This window comes from Micromonospora sp. SYSU B005 (assembly GCF_055362685.1).
The window spans coordinates 100541-122086 of the sequence record NZ_JAXCFU010000009.1; the positions used below are offsets into that span (position 1 = coordinate 100541).

The 21546-nt window shown below is 72.6% G+C and carries 20 protein-coding genes, 1 tRNA gene and 1 pseudogene; 18 read left to right on the forward strand and 4 right to left on the reverse strand.

What is annotated here, in order from left to right:
* Positions 1–53: 53 nt before the first annotated feature.
* A complete protein-coding gene (locus SM452_RS20960) occupies positions 54–1298 on the reverse strand; it encodes a hypothetical protein (RefSeq protein WP_463840533.1) in 1245 nt (414 codons plus the stop codon).
* Between the two features lie 81 nt (positions 1299–1379).
* On the opposite strand from SM452_RS20960, the gene SM452_RS20965 reads away from it, so the two are divergent.
* The 6 genes from SM452_RS20965 (at position 1380) to SM452_RS20990 (ending at position 7207) form a co-directional block, all read left to right on the forward strand.
* Positions 1380–2282, forward strand: coding sequence for a TatD family hydrolase (locus tag SM452_RS20965; protein ID WP_357208203.1), 903 nt, complete (start codon positions 1380–1382; stop codon positions 2280–2282).
* Between the two features lie 13 nt (positions 2283–2295).
* Positions 2296–3165 (forward strand): 16S rRNA (adenine(1518)-N(6)/adenine(1519)-N(6))-dimethyltransferase RsmA, encoded by an 870-nt coding sequence (gene rsmA, locus SM452_RS20970; RefSeq protein ID WP_355506793.1) that lies wholly within the window; start codon positions 2296–2298, stop codon positions 3163–3165.
* An 86-nt stretch (positions 3166–3251) separates the two neighbouring features.
* The gene (locus SM452_RS20975; protein ID WP_194798673.1) at positions 3252–4205 is read left to right on the forward strand and encodes a 4-(cytidine 5'-diphospho)-2-C-methyl-D-erythritol kinase; all 954 of its coding nucleotides are present in this window, start codon (positions 3252–3254) and stop codon (positions 4203–4205) included.
* Positions 4206–4270: 65 nt separating this feature from the next.
* Positions 4271–6070: an ABC-F family ATP-binding cassette domain-containing protein gene (locus tag SM452_RS20980; protein WP_463840534.1), complete on the forward strand. Its 1800-nt coding sequence runs from the start codon at positions 4271–4273 to the stop codon at positions 6068–6070.
* 97 nt (positions 6071–6167) lie between these two features.
* Entirely contained in the window at positions 6168–6623 is a 456-nt protein-coding gene (locus SM452_RS20985; protein WP_194798671.1) for a DUF4383 domain-containing protein, read from the forward strand.
* A 116-nt stretch (positions 6624–6739) separates the two neighbouring features.
* Positions 6740–7207, forward strand: coding sequence for a DUF4383 domain-containing protein (locus tag SM452_RS20990; protein WP_262012617.1), 468 nt, complete (start codon positions 6740–6742; stop codon positions 7205–7207).
* Positions 7208–7265: 58 nt separating this feature from the next.
* Here the strand turns inward: SM452_RS20990 and SM452_RS20995 are convergent, their stop codons facing one another.
* The gene (locus SM452_RS20995) at positions 7266–7934 is read right to left on the reverse strand and encodes a TetR/AcrR family transcriptional regulator (protein ID WP_013473950.1); all 669 of its coding nucleotides are present in this window, start codon (positions 7932–7934) and stop codon (positions 7266–7268) included.
* A gap of 72 nt (positions 7935–8006) precedes the next feature.
* On the opposite strand from SM452_RS20995, the gene SM452_RS21000 reads away from it, so the two are divergent.
* The 9 genes and pseudogenes from SM452_RS21000 to SM452_RS21040 all read left to right on the forward strand — a co-directional run bounded on the left by SM452_RS21000 (position 8007) and on the right by SM452_RS21040 (position 16493).
* Positions 8007–8867, forward strand: a complete 861-nt coding sequence (locus tag SM452_RS21000; protein WP_402809574.1) for a helix-turn-helix domain-containing protein — start codon at positions 8007–8009, stop codon at positions 8865–8867.
* Positions 8868–8882: 15 nt separating this feature from the next.
* Positions 8883–8954: transfer RNA gene (locus SM452_RS21005), tRNA-Gln, on the forward strand.
* Positions 8955–9070: 116 nt separating this feature from the next.
* A pseudogene (gene glmU, locus SM452_RS21010) lies at positions 9071–10594 on the forward strand (bifunctional UDP-N-acetylglucosamine diphosphorylase/glucosamine-1-phosphate N-acetyltransferase GlmU); the annotation flags it as partial.
* A 56-nt stretch (positions 10595–10650) separates the two neighbouring features.
* Positions 10651–11631: a ribose-phosphate diphosphokinase gene (locus SM452_RS21015; RefSeq protein ID WP_013283956.1), complete on the forward strand. Its 981-nt coding sequence runs from the start codon at positions 10651–10653 to the stop codon at positions 11629–11631.
* Positions 11632–11915: 284 nt separating this feature from the next.
* Complete coding sequence (locus SM452_RS21020) at positions 11916–12611, forward strand: 50S ribosomal protein L25/general stress protein Ctc (RefSeq protein ID WP_262012615.1); 696 nt, start codon at positions 11916–11918, stop codon at positions 12609–12611.
* 100 nt (positions 12612–12711) lie between these two features.
* Positions 12712–13302, forward strand: coding sequence for an aminoacyl-tRNA hydrolase (gene pth / locus SM452_RS21025; RefSeq protein WP_262012614.1), 591 nt, complete (start codon positions 12712–12714; stop codon positions 13300–13302).
* 65 nt (positions 13303–13367) lie between these two features.
* The gene (locus SM452_RS21030; protein WP_463840535.1) at positions 13368–14201 is read left to right on the forward strand and encodes an inositol monophosphatase family protein; all 834 of its coding nucleotides are present in this window, start codon (positions 13368–13370) and stop codon (positions 14199–14201) included.
* 79 nt (positions 14202–14280) lie between these two features.
* Positions 14281–15192 (forward strand): sulfate adenylyltransferase subunit CysD, encoded by a 912-nt coding sequence (cysD, locus tag SM452_RS21035; protein WP_013283960.1) that lies wholly within the window; start codon positions 14281–14283, stop codon positions 15190–15192.
* Entirely contained in the window at positions 15192–16493 is a 1302-nt protein-coding gene (locus SM452_RS21040; protein ID WP_262012612.1) for a sulfate adenylyltransferase subunit 1, read from the forward strand. The genes cysD and SM452_RS21040 overlap by 1 nt, the downstream gene beginning before the upstream one ends.
* A 48-nt stretch (positions 16494–16541) precedes the next feature.
* On the opposite strand, the gene galK is transcribed toward SM452_RS21040, so the two are convergent.
* On the reverse strand, positions 16542–17696 hold the full coding sequence (gene galK / locus SM452_RS21045; RefSeq protein WP_355506782.1) for a galactokinase: 1155 nt from the start codon (positions 17694–17696) through the stop codon (positions 16542–16544).
* Complete coding sequence (gene galE, locus SM452_RS21050) at positions 17693–18679, reverse strand: UDP-glucose 4-epimerase GalE (protein ID WP_355506780.1); 987 nt, start codon at positions 18677–18679, stop codon at positions 17693–17695. Before galE ends, galK begins: the two co-directional genes overlap by 4 nt.
* 177 nt (positions 18680–18856) lie before the next feature.
* Between galE and SM452_RS21055 the strand changes: the two genes are divergently transcribed.
* From SM452_RS21055 to SM452_RS21065, 3 genes are read left to right on the forward strand one after another with little or no spacing between them, the layout of a single operon-like run.
* Positions 18857–19873: a hemolysin family protein gene (locus tag SM452_RS21055; RefSeq protein ID WP_355506778.1), complete on the forward strand. Its 1017-nt coding sequence runs from the start codon at positions 18857–18859 to the stop codon at positions 19871–19873.
* Between the two features lie 33 nt (positions 19874–19906).
* Positions 19907–20932 (forward strand): tryptophan--tRNA ligase, encoded by a 1026-nt coding sequence (gene trpS, locus SM452_RS21060; protein ID WP_262012608.1) that lies wholly within the window; start codon positions 19907–19909, stop codon positions 20930–20932.
* Positions 20933–20954: 22 nt separating this feature from the next.
* Positions 20955–21542: a 2'-5' RNA ligase family protein gene (locus SM452_RS21065; protein WP_410054890.1), complete on the forward strand. Its 588-nt coding sequence runs from the start codon at positions 20955–20957 to the stop codon at positions 21540–21542.
* The last annotated feature ends 4 nt before the right edge of the window (positions 21543–21546 follow it).

Genomic DNA, 21546 nt, shown 5'->3' on the forward strand with positions numbered 1-21546 from the left:
TCCCCCTCGCGCGGGCTTCTCGGACCCACCACGCCTTCCCGACCTGCCCTCGTCTATTCGTGGCGGGCCGGATAGGGCAGGTCCACCACCCGGTCGTCGGTCAGCTCGGCACCCGGCGCCCAGACCTCGTACACGCCGCGTTCCAGACACTGCGCGCCGGTCGCGGCCACCCCGTCCGGATCCGGGCGGCGCAGCCGCAACCGCAGCCAGCCACCCTCCTCCCGCAGCACCAGGCACGGCACCCCGCGCCAGGCCGCCGTGCGTACCCGGCGGGCCGGCGCGTCCACCGGGTACCGGGCCGCCCGGGTCATCGCCAGCACCCGGAACCCGCCCGGCTGGTCGGCCACCGCCTCGTACTCCGAACCCGCGTACGTGCCGACGAGCCGGGTGGAGCGCGGCGCGTCGCCGGTCGGCACGTACTCCTGGTCGGCGGCCAGACCGGGCACCGAGGCGAGCAGGTGCCGCCACTGCGGCCCGGCCAGGCGCAGCCAGCCCCGCTGCTCCGACTGGTAGGTGTAGAGCACCACCTCCACCCCCTCGGCAGGGTAGGCCAGCAGCGTGGCGTTCGCCGGCATCGGCAGGTCGGCGAACTCCCGGGTGACGAACTCCGGTACGAGCTGCCCGTTGCTCGGCACGAACCCGGTACCCAGCACCGGCGGCCCCAGCCGGTCCCGGGGCGGCAACGCCATGAGCCCTTGGTGCGCCGGGCCCACCGGCACGTCGTAGTCGGCCGGGTCGGCGGCCCGCCAGCGCAGCGCGTACGCCACGTCGCCGCCCTCGGAGTCGCCCCGCAGCACCGCCATCCCGGCCGGTGTCCGCAGGTGCGCCACATCGTGCTCCCGGTAGCAGAAGCCGTGCGGCAGCACGCCCCGCACGTAGCCGGCGAGCTGCCGGGCGGAGAGCACCTTCACCATCCGGGTACCGGGCCGGACCACCGCCGACGCCCGCACCGCGGCGAGCGTCGGATCGGCCGCCGCGCCCGGCTGCTGGCTGAGCCGGTGTACGTGCGCCCAGCCGCGGTCCCGGTGCACCGGCATCAGCAGCGGCGCATCCGTGTCGTCCGCCGGCCCGGCGCCGCCGTGCACCGCGTCCACCTCGGTCGCGTGCACGAACCGGCGCCACGGATAGCCGTTGCCGGGCCGGGGACACCACTCGAACCCGGGTGCCTCGTCGGCGCTGAACAACTCGTACGCCGCGCCCCGGGCGATCTCCTCCGCCGGATGCACCCGGCCGCCGTACGTCACGCGCAACCCGGCCCGGTCGGAGGCGGGCCCGCCGGCCTGGTCGGTGACTGTCACTCCGAGACGCTAAGCCCGCCAGATGTGGGGCACGTGAACAGCCGGTGGCGGTCCGGGAACGCCGTACCGGGCCGGTGTGTGATGCTGGCCGCGATGACCGAGAAGACCGAGACCCGCAAGCAGCGCGCCGCCCGCCGGGCCGGGGAGTTCCCGCCCGCCCCCGAGCCGCTGCCCGTGCCCGTGCCGGACAGCCACACCCACCTCGACATCACCGTCGGCGAGTTCGGCACACCTCCGGGCGGCGCCCCCGGCGACGACCCGCTGGCCGCCGCGATCGACGTCGCCGCCCGCGCCGGCGTGGACCGGCTCGTTCAGGTCGGGGTGGACGTCGACTCGTCCCGGTGGAGCGCCGACGTCGCCGACCGGTACGCCCCGGTGCTCGCCACCGTCGCGCTGCACCCGAACGAGGCGCCCCGGCTCGCCGACCTGGACGAGGCGCTGCGCGAGATCGAGACGCTCGCCGGCCGGGACCGGGTCCGCGGCGTCGGCGAGACCGGGATGGACTTCTTCCGTACCGGCGACGACGGGCGGGCCGCGCAGGAGGAGAGCTTCCGGGCGCACATCGCCATCGCCAAGCGGCACGGCAAGGCGCTGGTCATCCACGACCGGGACGCGCACGCCGACGTGCTGCGCATCGTCGACGACGAAGGCGCCCCGGACACCGTGGTCATGCACTGCTTCTCCGGCGACGCCGGCTTCGCCCGCGAGTGCGTCCGGCGCGGCTTCCTGCTCAGCTTCGCCGGCACCGTCACGTTCGGCAGCGCCGCCGCGCTGCGCGAGGCCGCCGCCGTCACCCCGCCGGAACAGATGCTCGTGGAGACCGACGCGCCCTACCTGACCCCGATGCCGTACCGGGGACGGCCGAACGCGTCGTACCTGATCCCGCTGACGGTCCGCTTCCTCGCCGAGACCACCGGCACCGACCTGGACGAACTCTGCGCCACCATCTCCGCGACCGGCGACCGCGCGTTCGGGCCGTGGTGAGAGGATGCCCGGCGTGACCGGACTCCTCGGCCCGGCGGAGATCCGGGAACTCGCCGCGCGCCTAGGCGTCACGCCGACCAAGAAGCTCGGCCAGAACTTCGTGCACGACCCCAACACCGTGCGCCGCATCGTCACCACCGCCGGGCTCACCCCCGACGACGTGGCGCTGGAGGTCGGCCCGGGGCTCGGCTCGCTCACGCTCGCCCTGCTCCCGGTCGCCGCGCACGTGCACGCGGTGGAACTCGACCCGGCGCTCGCCGCCGCGCTGCCGGAGACCGCCGCCCGCTTCGCCGGTACGGCCGCCGAGCGGCTCACCGTCCACCCGGCCGACGCGCTGCGGGTCACCGCCGCCGACCTGGCCGGCCCGGCGCCGACCGCGCTGGTGGCGAACCTGCCCTACAACGTCGCCGTGCCGGTCGTGCTGCACCTGCTCGCCGAGCTGCCCACGCTGCGCCACGGCCTGGTGATGGTGCAGAAGGAGGTAGCCGACCGGCTCGTCGCCGGTCCCGGCTCCAAGGTGTACGGCATCCCGTCGGTCAAACTCGCCTGGTACGCCCGCTCCCGCGCCGCCGGCAAGGTCCCGCCGAACGTGTTCTGGCCGGTGCCGAACGTCGACTCCGGCCTGGTCGCGTTCACCAGGCGCGAGCCACCCCGGCCGGACGTACCCCGGAAGGCCGTCTTCGCCGTCGTCGACGCCGCGTTCGCGCAGCGCCGCAAGACGCTGCGCGCCGCCCTGGCCGGCTGGGCCGGCGGCGCGGACCGGGCCGCCGCGGCGCTCACCGCCGCCGGCGTGGACCCGTCCGCGCGGGGCGAATCGCTCACCGTCGAGCAGTTCGCCGCCATCGCCGCGTCGGCCCCGGACGCCCCCGGCGGCGAGCAGTAGGCTGGCGCCGTTGCCCGACCCCTCGCCGAGGAGCTGACCGTGCCGAAGCCGCTCGACATCCGCCCACGTCCGGTGGAGTCCACCCGGTGACCGAGGCATGGCGACCGGGGGACGAGGACGGGCAGCGGCGCGGGGCCGGCGGCCCGGTCAAGGTGCGGGTGCCCGCCAAGGTGAACCTGCATCTCGGGGTCGGACCGCTGCGGCGTGACGGCTACCACGAGCTGAACACCGTCTACCACGCGATCTCCATCTACGACGAGCTGACCGCCCGTCGCGGCGACACGCTCACCCTCACCATGGAGGGCGAGGGCGCCGGCGAGCTGGCGCTGGACGACACGAACCTGGCGCTGCGCGCCGCGCACGCGCTCGCCGGTTACGCGGGCGTCGCCCCGCACGCCCGGCTGCACCTGCGCAAGCAGATCCCGCTCGCCGGCGGGCTGGCCGGTGGCAGTGCCGACGCCGCCGCCGCGCTGGTCGCCTGCGACACGCTCTGGGGCACCGGGCTGTCCCGCGACGAACTCGCCGGCATCGCCGCCGACCTCGGCTCCGACGTGCCGTTCCTGATCCACGGCGGCACCGCGCTCGGCACCGGCCGGGGCGAGGCGGTCAGCCCGGTGCTGGCCCGCCCCACCTCCTGGCACTGGGTGGTGGCGATCGCCGACGGCGGCCTGTCCACCCCGGCCGCGTACCGGGAACTGGACCGGCTGCGCGACGCCGGAGCCGCCGGCACGCCGCTGGGCAGCACCGACGCGCTGCTCGCCGCGCTGCGTCAGCGCGACCCGCGGGTGCTCGCCGCCACGCTCGGCAACGACCTCCAGGACGCCGCGCTGACCATGCGCCCGTCGCTTGCCGAGACGCTCAAGGCAGGCGAGGCCGCGGGCGCGCTCGCCGGCATCGTCTCCGGCTCCGGGCCCACCTGCGTCTTCCTCGCCACCGGCGAGGCCGACGCGGTCCGGATCGCCGCCGAGATCACCGCCGCCGGGGTGTGCCGGGAGGCCCGCGTCGCGCACGGTCCGGTCGCCGGCGCCCGCGTCGTCTGACGACCCGTACCCTTGACTCAGGCGTCCCGGGCCCCCGGGACGCCTGAGTCATGAAGGGTGGGTCAGTGGCCAACATCGTCAACCTGGACCGGGTGTCCAAGGGGTACGGCGCCGCGGGGCCGCTGCTCACCGATGTCTCGCTCGGCCTCGACGACACCGACCGGGTCGGTGTGGTCGGTCTCAACGGCGCCGGCAAGTCGACGCTGCTGCGGCTGCTGACCCGTACCGAGGAACCCGACGACGGCCGCGTCACGCACCGCCGCGACCTGCGGGTGGCCTGGCTGCCGCAGCGCCTGGAACTGGCCCCCGAGCTGACCGTGCGGGACGTCGTGCTCGGCACCGCCTGGCTCGGCGAGAGCATGGGCGCCGAGCACGAGTGGGCCGGCGACGCGGGTGTGCGCGCCATCCTCGACGGCCTCGGCATGCCCCACCTCGGCCTGGACACGCCGGTCGGCCCGATGTCCGGCGGGGAACGCCGCCGCGTCGCGCTCGCCGCGCTGCTGGTCCGCGACGCCGACCTGCTCGTCCTCGACGAGCCCACCAACCATCTCGACGTCGGCGGCGTCGACTGGCTGGCCCGGCACCTCGTCACCCGCAAGGGCGCGCTCGTCGTGGTCACCCACGACCGCTGGTTCCTCGACGCCGTCTGCACCACCACCTGGGAGGTCGCCGACCAGACCGTCCGGGCGTACGAGGGCGGCTTCGCCGCGTGGACGCTCGCCCGTGTCGAACGGCAACGCGTCGCCGCCGCCACCGAGGCCCGCCGGCAGAACCTGCTCCGCAAGGAGATCGCCTGGCTGCGCCGGGGCGCCCCGGCACGCACCTCCAAGCCCAAGTTCCGCATCGACGCCGCGAACGCGCTCATCGCCGACGTGCCGGAACCCCGCGACACCATGTCGCTGCAACGGCTCGCCACCGCCCGGCTCGGCAAGCAGGTGTACGACCTCGACCACGTCCGGCTGCACGCCGGCCCGAAGGAGATCCTGCACGACACGACCTGGCAGGTCGGTCCCGGCGACCGGGTGGCGATCCTCGGCCGCAACGGCGCCGGCAAGACCACGCTGCTGCGGATGCTCGCCGGGGTGACCGGCCCCGACGGCGGGCGCTTCGCCGCCGGGCAGACCGTCCGGCCCGCGTTCCTGTCCCAGGAACTCGCCGAACTCCCCGGCCACCTGCGCGTGCTGGAAGCCGTCGAGGAGGTGGCCCGGCGTGTGCAGTTCGGCGACCGGGAGATCAGCGCCGCCCAACTCGCCGAGATCTTCGGCTTCGACGACAGGCGGCTCTGGACCCCGGTGAGCGACCTGTCCGGCGGTGAGCGCCGCCGCCTGCAGATGCTGCGGCTGCTCGCCGGGGAACCCAACGTGCTGCTGCTCGACGAGCCCACGAACGACCTGGACACCGACACGCTCGCCGCGCTGGAGGACCTGCTCGACTCGTGGCCCGGCACGATCGTCGTGGCCAGCCACGACCGCTACCTGATCGAGCGGGTCACCGACGTCGCGTACGGCATGTTCGGTGACGGCCGGCTGGTGCACCTGCCCGGCGGCGTCGACGAGTACCTGGTGCGCGCCGCCGCGTCCGGCGGCCCGGCGCCCGCCGATCTCACCCCGGCCACGGCGGCGCCGGCGCGCAAGGGCATGTCAGCGGCCGAGGTACGCGTCGCGAAGAAGGAACTGAACCGGCTGGAACGGCAGATCGCCAAGCTCGAACAGAAGGAGGCGGGCCTGCACGAGCAGCTCGCCGCGAACGCCACCGACTACGCCCGGGTCGCCGAGCTGGACGCCCAGCTCAAGGAGGTACGAGCCGAGCGGGACCGCACCGAGGAGACCTGGCTGGCCCTCGCCGAGGAGCTCCCGGGCGGCTGACCTGCCGCCGGGGTGGGGGGTGTGCGGCGTCACTGACCGGCGTACGGGACAATCACCGGTGGAACCCTCGTCCGAACGGTCTTTTGGAGACGCAGAGATGGCCCACACCCCCGTCAACCACCCCGCGCGGCCGATCTACCGGGCGATCGGCGGGCTCGTTGGTCTGTACTTCGTCGTCTTCGGCGGCCTCGGCATCATCGCCAGCGCCGGCAACGACTTCCTCGCCCAGGACGACACCAAGGTCCTCGGCCAGGGCACCAACATGGCGTTCTCGCTGCTGTCGGTGCTGGTCGGCGTCGTGATCCTGGTCGGCACCGCGATCGGCCGCAACCTCGACGTGGCGATCAACCAGTGGCTGGCCTACACGCTGATGGTGATCGGCCTGGCCGCCCTGGCGTTCCTGCAGACCGACGCCAACATCTTCAACTTCTCGATCATGACCGATGTCGTGGTCCTGACCCTGTCGCTGGTGCTCCTGATGGTCGGCATGTACGGCAAGGTCGGCTCCGACGACGAGCACGAGGCCTGGCAGAAGGCCCGCCTGGTGCTCTGATCCCGTCTCGTACCCGAAGGCCCGGCGCGCTGCGCCGGGCCTTCGGTGTTTTCCGGACGCCGACGGACATCCCAAGCGACAATTGGCCCGAATCAGTCACACGGCTGGAGGGCATCATGGCGCACTTCCCGGTGAACCACCCCGCACGGCCGCTCTACCGGGTGCTGTCCGGGCTCATCGGCCTCTACATCCTGGTCTTCGGCGTCTTCGGCGTCTTCCAGACCTGGGGCGAAGGACTGTTCGGCCGGGACAGCGACTGGGCGCTCGGCCTGCGCACCAACCTGGCCTTCTCGCTGGTCTCGGTGGTCTTCGGCGCGGTCCTGCTGGTCGGGGCGTCCCGCCGCGACAACCTCGGCCACTACATGAACCTCACCGCCGGCGTGGTCTTCCTGGTCACCGGCATCCTGATGATGTCGGTGCTGCAGACCTCGGCGAACTTCCTGAACTTCTCCATGTCGACGGTCATCGTGTCGCTGCTGTTCGGGCTGGTCCTGCTCGCCACCGGCCTGTACGACAAGGTCGGCACCGCGGAGCACGCCGAGGAGGAGCGGCAGCGCCGGTACCACCCGATCGGCGAGCGCTGACGCGGCTGTTGCGCTGACGCGGCTGTTGCGCTGACGCGGCTGTTGCGCTGACGCGGCGTCAGCCCCGGGGAATCGGCCCCGGTTTCGACTCCAGGTGCGACAACCCGTTCCAGGCCAGGTTCACCAGGTGCGCCGCCACCGTCTCCTTGCGCGGCTTGCGCACCTCCAGCCACCAGCGGCCGGTCAGCGCCACCATGCCCACCAGCGCCTGGGAGTACAGCTCCGCCAGCTTGGGGTCGTAGCCCCGGATGGAGAACTCGCCCGCCAGGATGTGCTCCACCTGGTGCGCCACGTCGTTCATCACGCTGCTGAAGTTGCCCGTCGCCGACATCAGCGGTGATTCGCGGACCAGCACCCGGAAGCCGCTGGTCTCCTCCTCGATGTAGGTCAGCAACGTCAGCGCGGCCTGCTCCAGCAGCTCCCGCGGGTTGCCTGCGGTCAGCGCGGTGGTGATCCGGTCCAGCAGGGCGCGGACCTCCCGGTCCACCACCACCGCGTAGAGGCCCTCCTTGCCGCCGAAGTGCTCGTAGACCACCGGCTTGGAGACCTTGGCGCGCGCCGCCACCTCCTCGATCGAGGTCGCGTCGAAGCCCTTCTCGGCGAAGATCTGCCGGGCGATCGAGATCAACTGCTCGCGTCGCTGCGTCGCGGACATCCGTACCCGGGAGGGCTTCGCCGCCGGCACGGGCCGCCGCCGGGCGCGGTCGCTGCCGGAAACGTCGGTCACCCGTCCATCCTGCCAGGCGCGACGCTCACGGTCAGACCGGCCACTGTCGTACGTACGTCCTAATCTGCGCGGGTGACCGACCCACTCGCCGCTGAGGCGCGGCGCCTGCGCGTGGACGAGCAGCTCTCCGTCGCCGAGATCCGGGCCCGCCTGGGCATCGGCCGCGACCGGGTGTACGCCCTGCTGCGCGGCATCCCGCCGCCGGAGTGGACCCGCCGGCCGCGCGCCCGGGACGACACCCGCGCCGAGGCCCTGCGGCTGCGTGCGGCGGGCCGGTCGGTCGACCAGATCGCGGCGCAGCTCGGGGTCGCGAAGTCGACCGCGTACCAGTGGGTGCGGCACCTGCCGCTCGACCCGGACGACGCGACCGCGCGGCGGCGCCGCGAGCACTCGAAGGCGATGACGGAGGCGCGCTGGAGCGCGTACCGGGAGGCGCGCGACGCGGAGCAGGCCGCGGAGCACGCCCGCGCCGCCGGTGTGGTCGGGGGTCTCGGCGAGCGGGATCTGCTGATGCTGGGCGCGGCGATCTACTGGTGTGAGGGAGCCAAGTCCAAGCCCTGGCGCCGGGCGGTGACAATCCAGTTCGTCAACACCGATCCGGGCTTGCTGGCCCTGTTCCTCCGATTCCTGGAGGTCTGCGGCGTGGACCGGACGGTGCCGACCTATCGCGTGAGCATCCACGAGTCGGCGGACGCCGAGGCCGCTGTGCGCTGGTGGGTGGGTCGGCTGCGGCTGCCCGCGGAGAGGTTTCGCCGTACGGTGCTCAAGCGGCACAACCCGACGACGGTACGGCGGAACACCGGCGACACCTATCACGGCTGCCTCGTGATCACCGTGCCCCGCAGTCGTGAGCTCTACTGGCGGATCGAAGGTATGATCGCCGAGCTGTTCCGGATCGCGGGCGAAGCGCAAGGGAAAGATGCTGCTCCGTAGATCTTGACATGGCAATGGGGTGTGGGGTAATGGCAACCCGCAGGCCTTTGGAGCCTTGAGCTCCTGGTTCGAATCCAGGCACCCCAGCTCATTCGTCGGTTCGCTCCCGGGCGAACGGCGTTTGTGTGGCCGGATGCGAATTGTGGCGAGCCGCGTGGTTAGCATGACCGCGAGACTGTCGCCGTCCCGACGGGAGCCACGTCGTGTCCCAGCCCCACCTCCGCACCGTTGTCGTGCTCGCCGCCGGTGAGGGCAAGCGGATGAAGTCGTCCCTGCCCAAGGTGCTGCACCCGCTGCTCGGCCGTACCCTGCTCGGTCACGTCCTCGCCGCGGCCGGCCCGCTCGGCGCGGACCGCACCGTGGTCGTGGTCGGCCACGGCGCCGACCAGGTCCGGGAGCACCTGACCGAGGTCGCCCCGGGTGCCACGCCGGTGCTCCAGGAGCGCCAGCTCGGCACCGGGCACGCGGTCCGCATCGCGCTGGACGCGGTGCCCGACGCGACCGGCACCGTCGTGGTGATCAACGGGGACGTGCCGCTGCTGCGGCCGGAGACGGTCCAGGCGCTCGTCGAGGCGCACGAGGACGCCGCCGCGGCGGCCACCGTGCTGGCCGCCGAGGTGCCGGACCCGACCGGCCTGGGCCGGATCGTGCGGGACGTGCAGGGGCACCTGGAGCAGATCGTCGAGGAGCGCGACGCCACCCCTCAGCAGCGCGCGCTGCGGGAGATCAACGCGGGCATCTACGCGTTCGACGCGGCCCGGCTGCGGGAGGCGCTGGGCAAGCTCTCCACCGACAACGACCAGGGTGAGGAGTACCTGACCGACGTCTTCGCGCTGCTGCGCGACGCCGGCGAGCCGGTGGCTGTGCACTGCGCCGCCGACCACGTGGAGACGCTCGGCTGCAACGACCGGGTCGAGCTGGCCGCGCTGCGCCGGCTGCTGCGCGACCGGGTCAACGAGGGCTGGATGCGTACCGGCGTCAGCATCCTCGACCCGCACACCACCTGGATCGACGTGACGGTGACCGTCGAGCGGGACGCGGTGATCGACCAGAACACGCAGCTCCAGGGCGCCACGACGGTCGGCGAGGGCGCGCTCGTCGGCCCGGACACCACGCTCGTGGACACGGTGGTGGGGGCGGGCGCGAGCATCGTGCGCAGCCACGCGCTCGGCGCCGAGGTGGGCCCGCAGGCGAGCGTCGGCCCGTACGCGTACCTGCGGCCGGAGTCTCGGCTGGGCCGCAAGGCGAAGGTCGGCACGTTCGTGGAGACCAAGAAGGCGTCGATCGGTGACGGCTCGAAGGTGCCGCACCTGTCGTACGTGGGCGACGCGACGATCGGTGACCACAGCAACATCGGCGCGGCCACCGTCTTCGTCAACTACGACGGGGTACGCAAGCACCACACCACCATCGGCAGTCACGCCCGTACCGGGGCGGACAACATGTTCGTGGCGCCGGTGCGGGTGGGCGACGGTGCGTACACCGCTGCGGGTTCGGTGATCACCGGGGACGTGCCGCCGGGTGCGATGGCGGTGGCGCGTGGTCAGCAGCGCAACGTGGAGGGCTGGGTGCTGCGCAAGCGCGCCGGTACGGACGCCGCGGAGGCGGCGCGGCGGGCCGGTGAGGGTGCGTCGGACACGGGCGGCGCCGCAAGCGAAGGTGACTGAATCCACGGGGATCGCCGGGCCGTGGGTGGATCGCTGAACCGGGGGCATACTGCAACCGAACAGTCCCCGGCCCCACCTCCGCCGGGCACCACCGACATACGGGAGCAGACGGGCCCATGGGCAGCATCGTCGCCGAAAACCGCAAGAGCCTGATGCTCTTCTCCGGGAGGGGTTTTCCGGAGCTGGCCAAGGAGATCGGTGAGGTGCTCGGCGTCGCGCCGACGCCGGCCGACGCGTACGACTTCGCCAACGGCGAGATCTTCGTACGGTACAAGGATTCGGTCCGTGGTTCGGACGCCTTCGTGGTGCAGTCCGTGACGCACGGCGTGAACACCTGGGTCATGGAGACCCTGATCATGGTCGACGCGCTGAAGCGCGGCTCGGCCAAGCGGATCACCGTGGTACTGCCGTTCTACCCGTACTCGCGGCAGGACAAGAAGCACCGCGGCCGGGAGCCGATCTCGGCGCGGCTGATCGCGGACCTGCTGAAGACCGCCGGCGCGAACCGGATCCTGACCGTCGACCTGCACACCGCGCAGATCCAGGGCTTCTTCGACGGCCCGGTGGACCACCTGTTCGCGATGGACGTGCTGGCCGAGTACGTGGAGCACAAGTACGCGGGCCGGCCGATGACCGTGGTGGCGCCGGACTCGGGCCGGGTACGCGTGGCGGAGCGCTGGACCGACCGGCTGGGCGGCTGCCCGCTGGCGTTCATCCACAAGACCCGCGATCCGCTCAAGCCGAACCAGGTGGTGGCGAACCGGGTGGTCGGTGAGGTCGAGGGCCGGGTGTGCCTGATCGTGGACGACATGATCGACACCGGTGGCACGATCACCAAGGCGGCGGACATCCTCAAGGAGCAGGGCGCGGCGGAGATCGTGGTCGCCTCGACCCACGCACTGCTGTCCGACCCGGCGACGGAGCGGCTGAAGAACAGCCCGATCAGCGAGGTCGTGGTGACTAACACGCTGCCGCTGCCGTCGGAGAAGCAGCTGGACAAGCTGACCGTGCTGTCGATCGCCCCGCTGCTGGCGCGGGCGATCCGGGAGGTCTTCGACGACGGCTCGGTGACCACCCTGTTCGGTGGCCTGAGCTGAGCGTGCGGTCCGGTCGCCGGGGGTTCCCGGCGGCCGGGCCGATGCCCTGCGGAACCGGCGGGGCGGTGATATGGGGGACTGCCGGAGAGCCGGGAATCCCCTCGGGTAGACTGGTGCGGTTGCCACGGCGAGGGTGCCCGGCGGGCTGCTGACAAGCACCGCACGGAGGCGCCGTCATCGACGCGGTGCTCCGGGCGGTCGTTCATGACCCTAGCCCCAGCGAGCCCCTCGCCCCAGCACCGCCAGACGACAAGCCGCCGCAGCGAAGCATCAGGAGTTTCCCCGTGTCCGAGGTAAAGATCAGCGCCGAGCCCCGTACCGAGTTCGGCAAGGGTGGTGCCCGTCGTACCCGCCGGGCCGGCAAGGTGCCCGCCGTGCTGTACGGCCACGGCGAGAAGCCCAAGCACATCGCGCTTCCGGCGCGGGAGTTCGCCGCCGCGATCCGCAAGGGCGGCGCGAACCAGCTCTTCGCGATCGAGGTCAGCGACGGCACCCAGGTGCTGGCGCTGCCGAAGGCGATCCAGCGTGACCCGATCAAGGACACCTTCGAGCACGTGGACCTGCTGCTGGTCCGCCGCGGCGAGAAGGTCACCGTCGAGGTCCCGGTCCAGCTGACCGGTGAGGCCGCGAAGGACACCCTGATCGTGCACGACCACGACACGCTGTCGGTGACCGCCGACGCGACCAAGGTGCCGGACCACCTGGAGGCGTCGATCGAGGGCGCCGAGGTCGGCACCCAGATCACCGCCGCCGACGTCGAGCTGCCGGCCGGCGTCGAGCTGGCCACGGACGCGGAGACGCAGGTCGCCTCCGTGACCGCCGCCCCGACCGCCGAGCAGCTCGAGGCCACCCTCCCCGAGGTCGAGGAGGCCACCGAGGAGGCCGAGGCCGAGGCCGGCGAGGAGACCGCCGAGGGTGCCGAGGGCGCTCCGGCCGCCGAGGGCGAGGAGGCCCCGGCCGAGGCGAAGACCGAGGCCTGACCGGTCCGCAAGGCTGTGCGACAGGCGTCCCCGGTGCCCGGGGGCGCCTGTCGGCGTATCGGGACGGCTGGTCGGGCGAGCGAGCGGGAAGGGGCGTCGGGTGACGGACGAGGCGGGGCCGTGGCTGGTGGTCGGCCTGGGCAACCCCGGCCGGGAGTACGCGGGCAACCGGCACAACGTCGGGTTCATGGTGGCCGACCTGCTGGCGGCCCGGGTGGGCGCGAAGTTCGGGCGGCACAAGCGCGCGATGGCCGAGGCCGCGGAGGGGCGGCTGGGGTTCGGCGGCCCGAAGCTGGTGCTGCTGAAGCCGTTGACGTACATGAACCTCTCCGGCGGTCCGGTGGCCGGGCTGGCGCAGTTCCACAAGATCCCGCCGGCGCATGTGATCGCGGTGCACGACGAGCTGGACATCGCGTACGGGCAGGTGCGGGTGAAGTGCGGCGGCGGCGAGGGCGGGCACAACGGCCTGCGCTCGATGTCGAAGTCGCTCGGCACGAAGGACTACGTACGGGTGCGGTTCGGCATCGGCCGGCCGCCGGGCCGGCAGGACCCGGCTGACTACGTACTCTCGGATTTCTCCCCGTCGGAGCGCAAGGAGCTGGAGTTCCTGGTGGATCGCGCGGCGGACGTGGTGGAGTCCGTGGTCCTGAAGGGCGTGGAGCCGACGCAGAACCTGTACCACGGGGGTTGACCGGCGGGGCGGAGCGCGGCCGGTAGCCTCGGGCGGCGGGAGCGAAGGCGGGTGACGGGAGCATCATGGGCAGTCCTCCGATGATCGACGGCGGGTTCGCCCGGTGGCTGGCGTCCCGGGCCGGTCAGGCGCTGACGGCCCTGCGCGCGGAGATGGGCTTCGCCGACGCGGGCGCGCTCCGGTCGGCCGGAGACAAGGTCTCGCACGATCTGATCCGCACCGAGCTGGCGAAGTGGCGGCCGGCGGACGCGGTGCTGTCGGAGGAGGACGAGGGTTCGCGGCTGGCCTGGACGGCGGAGGTGACGGACGCGGCGTTGTCGCGCCTGAACGCGGACCGCGTCTGGATCATCGATCCGCTGGACGGCACCCGGGAGTACGCGGAGGAGGGGCGCGCGGACTGGGCGGTGCACGTGGCGCTGTGGTCGCGTAACGCGTCGAGGCCGCACGGTCTGGTGGCGGGCGCGGTGGCGCTGCCGGCGCAGCACCGGGTGCTGGGCACGGACCACCCGCCGGCGTACCCGCCGATGACTGTGGAGGCGGCCACCAGGAGCGGCGCGCGGGTCATCCGGTTGGCTGCCAGTCGTAGCCGTCCGCCGGTTTTCCTGACCGACCTGGCAGAGGACGTCGGCGCTCATCTGGTTCCGATGGGCTCGGCGGGCGCGAAGATCGCCGCCGTGGTCACCGGTGAGGTCGACGCGTACATCCACGCGGGCGGTCAGTACGAGTGGGATTCGGCCGCTCCGGTCGCTGTGGCGACGGCCACCGGTCTGCATGCTTCCCGGATCGACGGTTCTGCGCTGGAATACAACGGGGCCGACCCGCGTCTACCGGATCTGCTGGTCTGCCGCAAGGATCTCGCGAGTCGGTTGCTTGCAGCGTTGCAGCGGCATTCCGGGTAACCTGAGCGTTCTTCTTCACGAGTCCGACCTGAAAGGTCTGGAATCCGATGTACGGATCCGTGCGAATCGAGTTCGTGTCATGACGTCCCCCGCCGCGTACCAGGTGTCGCACCTCGACGCGCTCGAGGCGGAGAGCATCTTCGTGATGCGCGAGGTCGTCGCCGAGATGGAACGGCCGGTGCTGCTGTTCTCCGGCGGCAAGGACTCGATCGTGATGCTCCGGTTGGCCCAGAAGGCGTTCGCGCCGGCCAACATCCCCTTCCCGGTGATGCACGTGGACACCGGGCACAACTTCCCCGAGGTGCTCGACTACCGCGATCAGCGGGTGGCCGAGCTGGGCCTGCAGCTCATCGTGGCGAGCGTGCCGGAGGCGCTGAACAAGGGCCTGGTCCGCGAGTCGGCCGACGGCATGCGCAACCGGATCCAGACGCCGGTGCTGCTGGAGGCGGTGGAGAAGCACCGCTTCGACGCGCTGTTCGGCGGCGCCCGGCGCGACGAGGAGAAGGCGCGGGCCAAGGAGCGGGTGTTCAGCTTCCGCGACGAGTTCGGCCAGTGGGATCCGAAGAACCAGCGTCCGGAGTTGTGGGCGCTCTACAACGGCCGGCACCACCCGGGCGAGTCGATCCGGGTGTTCCCGCTGTCGAACTGGACCGAGCTGGACGTCTGGCACTACATCGAGCGGGAGCGGATCCCGCTGCCGTCGATCTACTACGCGCACGAGCGCGAGGTGATCGAGCGCGACGGCATGCTCTACGCGGTGAACGAGTTCTTCCGGGCGCGCGCCGGTGAGCAGCCGTTCAAGGCCCAGGTGCGGTACCGGACCGTGGGTGACGCCTCCTGCACCGCGGCGGTCCGCTCGGACGCCGACACGGTGGAGAAGGTGATCGAGGAGGTGGCCGCCACGCGGATCACCGAGCGCGGCGCGACCCGCGGCGACGACCGGGTCAGCGAGGCCGCCATGGAGGACCGCAAGCGAGAGGGCTACTTCTGATGAGCGTCGAGACCCTGGCCCCGGCCGAGAGCGAGACCGCGCGGCCGATGGACCTGCTGCGGTTCGCCACCGCGGGCAGTGTCGACGACGGCAAGTCGACGCTGATCGGCCGTCTGCTCTACGACACCAAGTCGCTGTTCAGCGACCAGCTCGCCGCCGTCGAGGCGGTCAGCGCGGCCCGTGGCGACGAGTACACGAACCTGGCTCTGCTCACCGACGGCCTGCGCGCCGAGCGGGAGCAGGGCATCACGATCGACGTGGCGTACCGCTACTTCGCCACGCCGCGGCGGAAGTTCATCATCGCCGACACCCCGGGGCACATCCAGTACACCCGGAACATGGTCACCGGCGCCTCCACCGCCGACCTGGCGCTGATCCTGGTGGACGCGCGTAAGGGCCTGGTGGAGCAGTCCCGCCGGCACGCGTTCCTCTGCTCGCTGCTGCGGGTGCCGCACCTGGTCCTGTGCGTGAACAAGATGGACCTGGTGGACTGGTCGCAGGAGGTCTACGAGCGGATCGCGGACGAGTTCACCGCGTTCGCCGCGAAGCTCGACGTGCCGGACCTGACAGTGGTGCCGGTCTCCGCGCTGCAGGGCGACAACATCGTCACCCGCTCGGAGAACATGCCCTGGTACGAGGGCCCGTCGCTGCTGCATCACCTGGAGCGGGTGCACATCGCCTCGGACCGCAACCTGGTCGACGTGCGGTTCCCGGTGCAGTACGTGATCCGGCCGCAGTCCACCACAGTCACCGACTACCGGGGTTACGCCGGTCAGGTGGCCTCGGGTGTGCTCAAGCCGGGCGACGAGGTGATGGTGCTGCCGTCGGGCTTCACCAGCCGGATCGCGGCGGTGGAGACCGCCGACGGCCCGGTGGACGAGGCGTTCCCGCCGATGTCGGTGACGGTCCGGCTGACCGACGAGCTGGACATCTCCCGCGGCGACATGATCTGCCGGCCGAACAACGCCCCGATGGCCGTGCAGGACATCGAGGCGATGGTCTGCTGGATGGACGAGACGCGGCCGTTGCAGGTCGGCGGCAAGTACGCGATCAAGCACACGACCCGTTCGGCGCGGGCGATCGTGCGCGGGCTGCACTACCGGCTGGACATCAACTCGCTGCACCGCGACGAGTCGGCCGGTGAGCTGAAGCTCAACGAGATCGGCCGGGTCCGGCTGCGCACCACGGTTCCGCTGCTGGCCGACGAGTACCGCCGTAACCGCACCACCGGCGGCTTCGTCATCATCGACGAGTCGACGAACCGTACGGTCGGCGCCGGCATGATCGTCGAGGCCGGCTGACGCACGTGACGAGAAGGCCCCCGGCGCTGCGCCGGGGGCCTTTCGCGTTCAGTCCAGGCGGGTGACGCCGCCGGCCGGGAGCACGGTGAGCGTGCCGGGGGCGGTGAAGCCGCGCTCGGCGTACGCCGCCGTGACGGCGGCGGCCACCGCGTCGGCGGCGTCCGCGTCGACGAGGGCGAGCACGCAGCCGCCGAAACCGCCGCCGGTCATCCGCGCGCCGTACGCCCCGGCGGCCAGCGCCGCCTCGACCGCGGTGTCGATCTCCGGCACGGTGATCTCGAAGTCGTCGCGCATGGAGGCGTGCGAGGCGGTCAGCAGCGGACCGGTGTCGCGGACCCGCCCGGCGCGCAGCAGCGCGACGGTGTCGAGCACCCGCTGGTTCTCGGTCACCACGTGCCGGACCCGGCGGCGGGTCTCGTCGTCGTCGAGGCGCGCCAGCGCGGCGTCGAGGTCGGCGACCGTCACGTCGCGCAGCGCGGTCACCCCGAGCGTCGCGGCGGCCCGCTCGCAGCTGCGGCGGCGGGCCGCGTACTCGCCGTCCGCGTGCCGGTGCGGCGCCCGGCTGTCGATCACCAGCACGGCCAGCCCGGCGTCGTCCAGGTCGAACGGGATCTGCTCGACCTCCTCGGTGCGGCAGTCGAGGAACAGGGCGTGTCCGGCCCGGCCGCGGATCACCGCGGACTGGTCCATGATCCCGGTGGGCGCGCCGACGTAGTCGTTCTCGGCCCGCTGGGCGAGCCGCGGCCACCGCCCGGCGGGCAGGTCGAGCCCGCCGAGGTCGACCAGGGCGGCCAGCACCGCCGACTCGATCGCCGCCGACGAGGAGAGCCCGGAGCCGACCGGCACGTCGGAGGCGACGGCGAGCCGCGCGCCGGGCACGTCGTGGCCGTCGGCACGCAGCGCCCACACCACCCCGGCCACGTAGGCGGCCCACCCGTCGACCCGGCCGGGCTCGTCGGCCTCCGCCGCGCCGAACTCGACCGGTTCGTCGCCGAGCTCCGACCAGACGGTCCAGCGTGCGCCGGGGGCGGGCGCGGCGGCGACCACGGTACGCAGCGGCAGCGCGAAGGGCAGCACGAAGCCGTCGTTGTAGTCGGTGTGCTCGCCGATCAGGTTGACCCGGCCGGGAGCCGCCCAGCGGCCCGCCGGCTCGGTGCCGTACCGCTGCCGGAAGCCGGCGGTGGCGCGGTCGGCGACGTTCATGAGGGCTGTCCCGCGACGTGCTCGCGGTAGAACGCCCAGGCGTCGCCGACCATGTCGTGCAGGGTCGGCTTGGCCGGCGTCCAGCCCAGCTCGTCGCGGGCCAGCGCGGAGGACGCGACCAGCTCGGCCGGGTCGCCCTCGCGGCGGGGAGCCACCTCGACCGGCACCGGGTGCCCGGTGACCTCGCGGACCACGTCGACCACCTGCCGGTTGGTGAAGCCGTTGCCGTTGCCGAGGTTGTAGATGCGGTGCCGGCCGGGGGTGGCCGCGTCCAGCGCGAGCAGGTGGGCGCGGGCCAGGTCCTCGACGTGGATGTAGTCGCGTACACAGGTGCCGTCGACTGTGGGGTAGTCGTCGCCGAAGAGCTGGAGCTTCTCCCGCCGCCCGGCGGCCACGTCGAGCGCGATCGGGATGAGGTGCGTCTCCGGGTCGTGCCGTTCGCCGATGGCCAGCCCGTCGCGCAGGTACGCCCCGGCGACGTTGAAGTAGCGCAGCGAGACGGCGGCCAGGTCGTGCGCGATGGCCTCGGAGGTCAGCGCCATGTCGACGGCCAGCTTGGTGGCGCCGTAGGTGCTGGTGGGGGCCTTGACGGCGGTCTCCGGGATGGGCAGCTCGGTGGGGTTGCCGTAGACGGCGGCGGTGGAGGAGAAGACCATCCGGGGCACCCGGGCGGCGCGGACCGCGTCGATGAGCGCGATCGAGCCGACCGTGTTGGTGTGCCAGTACAGCTCGGGGCGGATCATCGACTCGCCGGCGGCGATGAGGGCGGCGAAGTGCAGCACGCCGTCGAACCCGGCGTCGGGGGTGAGCACCTGGGCGGCCTCGTGCACCGGCAGCTCGACGTGGGTGGCGTCGGGGGCGAGGGCTTCCCGGTGACCGGTGCGCAGGTCGTCCAGCACGGTCACCTGGTGGCCGTGGTCGAGCAGCATCCGGGTCACCACGCTGCCGATGTAGCCGGCGCCGCCGGTGACGAGCAGTTTCACGTCGGTCCTCCTGCCTGGGCCGCGTCGCGCGGCGGCCGTTCCGCGATCACCCTACGGCCGAGGGCTGTGTCGCGGCTGTCGAGTTGAGTCCGCCTCCATTCCACCATAAACCTTCATGATTGAACAGATCCGAACATCGGGCCGAGCGTGCGGTGGCCGCTGTCTACCATCCTTCTCATGCGGGAGGGTGGTGGTCCCGGGCCCCGGCGGCGACCGTCGGGGCGGCCCCGACGCGAACCCGGCCCGCTGGCCCGCACCGTGGCCCGTCTCGTGGTGCGCGGCGCAGACGGCGCCACCCGCCTCGTCACCGCCCTGCTCGGGGCCAGCCCCACCGCCGGGCGGGAACGGATCAGCGAGGCCGAGCTGCGGGACCTGGTCGCGGCGAACACGCTGCTCGACCCGGACGAACGGCGGATCATCGATGAGGTGCTGGTGGCCGGCGCCCGGCTCGTCCGCGAGGTGATGGTGCCCCGCACCGAGGTGGTCTTCCTCAGCGCGGCGCTTCCGCTGACGCAGGCCCAGCGGCTGGTCCGGGACGACCCGCACACCCGCTACCCGGTGGTCGACGGCACCCACGACGACGTGGTCGGCCTGGTGCACCTGCGGGACGTGCTGCTGCGCCCGGACGCGGACCGGCTGCTCCTGGTCGGCGACCTGATCCGGGAGGTGAAGCGCCTGCCGGACAGCAAGCGCGTGCTGGCGGCGCTCACCGAGATGCGCCGGGAGGGCCACCACCTGGCCGTCGTCGTCGACGAGTACGGCGGCACGGCCGGCATCGTCACCTGCGAGGACCTGGTCGAGGAACTGGTCGGGGAGATCCGCGACGACGAGCACGGCCCGCTCGAACCGGAACCCGCCGGCCTGCCCGCGGTCGTCGACGGCCGGCTCAACCTGACCGACTTCGCCGAGCGCACCGGGGTGTCGCTGCCCGCCGGGCCGTACGAGACGGTCGGTGGGTACGTGATGGCCGCCCTGGGCCGGCTGCCGGTGGCGGGCGACGAGGTGCCGGTGGCTGTCGACCCGGCCACCGGATCGGTTCCGGCCGATCCGGCGGGCTGGCTGCTGCGCGTGCTCACGCTCGACGGCCGGCGCGTGTCCCGCCTGGCGGTCTCCGCCGCGCGGCTGCCCGAGCCCCGGCGTGAGGTGAACGGTCCGCTTCCGCCCGTACCCGCCCGATCCACCGGCCCGTCATGACGGACGCCGGGGCTTGCTGACAGAATTGCCGCCATGTCCGACGTACCCGCCCGCCCGCGCGTCTTCTCCGGCATCCAGCCGACGGCCGACTCGTTCCACCTCGGCAACTACCTGGGCGCGCTGCGGCACTGGGTGGCGTTGCAGGACAGCCACGACGCCTACTACTGCGTCGTCGACCTGCACGCGATCACCGCGGGGCACGACCCCAAGGTGCTCAAGCGCCGCAGCCGGGTGGCCGCCGCGCAGCTGTTCGCGCTCGGCCTGGACCCGGAGCGCAGCACGCTGTTCGTGCAGTCGCAGGTGCCCGAGCACTCGCAGCTGGCCTGGGTGCTCGGCTGCATCACCGGCTTCGGCGAGGCCGGCCGGATGACCCAGTTCAAGGACAAGTCGCAGAAGCAGGGCAGCGAGCGGGCCAGCGTCGGCCTGTTCACGTACCCGATCCTCCAGGCCGCGGACATCCTGCTCTACCAGGCGAACGCGGTGCCGGTCGGCGAGGACCAGCGGCAGCACCTGGAGCTCTCCCGCGACCTGGCGCAGCGGTTCAACTCGCTGTTCGGCAGCACCTTCACCGTGCCCTCCCCGCACATCGTGAAGGACACCGCGAAGATCACCGACCTGCAGGACCCGACGGCCAAGATGTCGAAGTCGTCGTCCTCCCCGGCCGGCATCATCGACCTGCTGGAGGACCCGGCCCGCTCGGCCAAGAAGATCCGCTCGGCGGTCACCGACACCGGCCGCGAGATCGTCTTCGACGCCGAGGGCAAGCCGGGCATCACCAACCTGCTGACGATCTACTCCGCGCTCTCCGGCCGGTCCATCGACGACCTGGTCGCCGCGTACGACGGCAAGGGCTACGGCGACCTGAAGAAGGACCTCGCCGAGGTGGTGCGGGAGTTCGTCACGCCGATCCAGGAACGCACGAACGCCTACCTGAACGACCCGGCCCAGCTCGACAAGCTGCTGGCGCGGGGCGCGGAGAAGGCCCGGTCGGTGGCCGCGGGGACGCTGCGGGACGCGTACGAGCGGGTCGGCTTCTTCCCGCCGGTGCGGTTCGAGTAACGGCCCGGACGGGCGGAGACGGGTGACGCAGCCGGTGGCCGGAGGGGTGGCGCGCGACGTGGCGGGCAGTGACACGGCGCCGGGCGGCGCGGACACGATCCAGATCGGGATCGCTGTCGACGTCCCCGAGCCCTGGGGCGGGATGCTCACCCGCCGCCGGGTCGAGGCCGGCGACCCGCTCGCCGTCCCCGCGCACGTCACCCTCCTCGGGCCCACCGAGATCCCGGTACGCGCGCTGCCCGCCGTCGAGGCGCACCTGGACCGGGTCGCCGCCACGCACCTGCCGTTCACGCTGCACCTGCGCGGCACCGGTACGTTCCGGCCGGTGACCCAGGTGGTCTTCGTGGCGGTGGCGGCCGGGATCAGCGAGTGCGAACTGCTCGCCGCCGCTATCAACTCGGCCCCCGAGCTGCGGCGCGAGCTGCGCTTCCCGTACCACCCGCACGTCACAGTGGCGCAGGACGTGCCGCCCGAGGTGCTCGACAAGGCGTACGAGGATCTCGCTGACTTCTCCGCGTTGTTCCAGGTGGACGCGTTCACGCTGTTCTCGCACAGCGGGGCGACCCGGTGGCAGCCCCGCCGCGACTTCCGGCTCGGCGGCCACAGCTGAACAT

Excerpts from the sequence above, each read along its gene's own strand:
- SM452_RS20965 (WP_357208203.1), top strand. The coding sequence starts at position 1,380 with ATGCTGGCCGCGATGACCGAGAAGACCGAGACCCGCAAGCAGCGCGCC.
- SM452_RS20985 (WP_194798671.1), top strand. The coding sequence starts at position 6,168 with ATGGCCCACACCCCCGTCAACCACCCCGCGCGGCCGATCTACCGGGCG.
- SM452_RS20990 (WP_262012617.1), top strand. The coding sequence starts at position 6,740 with ATGGCGCACTTCCCGGTGAACCACCCCGCACGGCCGCTCTACCGGGTG.
- SM452_RS21015 (WP_013283956.1), top strand. The coding sequence starts at position 10,651 with ATGGGCAGCATCGTCGCCGAAAACCGCAAGAGCCTGATGCTCTTCTCC.
- SM452_RS21030 (WP_463840535.1), top strand. The coding sequence starts at position 13,368 with ATGGGCAGTCCTCCGATGATCGACGGCGGGTTCGCCCGGTGGCTGGCG.
- cysD (WP_013283960.1), top strand. The coding sequence starts at position 14,281 with ATGACGTCCCCCGCCGCGTACCAGGTGTCGCACCTCGACGCGCTCGAG.
- SM452_RS21040 (WP_262012612.1), top strand. The coding sequence starts at position 15,192 with ATGAGCGTCGAGACCCTGGCCCCGGCCGAGAGCGAGACCGCGCGGCCG.
- galK (WP_355506782.1), bottom strand. The coding sequence starts at position 17,696 with ATGAACGTCGCCGACCGCGCCACCGCCGGCTTCCGGCAGCGGTACGGC.
- SM452_RS21055 (WP_355506778.1), top strand. The coding sequence starts at position 18,857 with ATGCGGGAGGGTGGTGGTCCCGGGCCCCGGCGGCGACCGTCGGGGCGG.
- trpS (WP_262012608.1), top strand. The coding sequence starts at position 19,907 with ATGTCCGACGTACCCGCCCGCCCGCGCGTCTTCTCCGGCATCCAGCCG.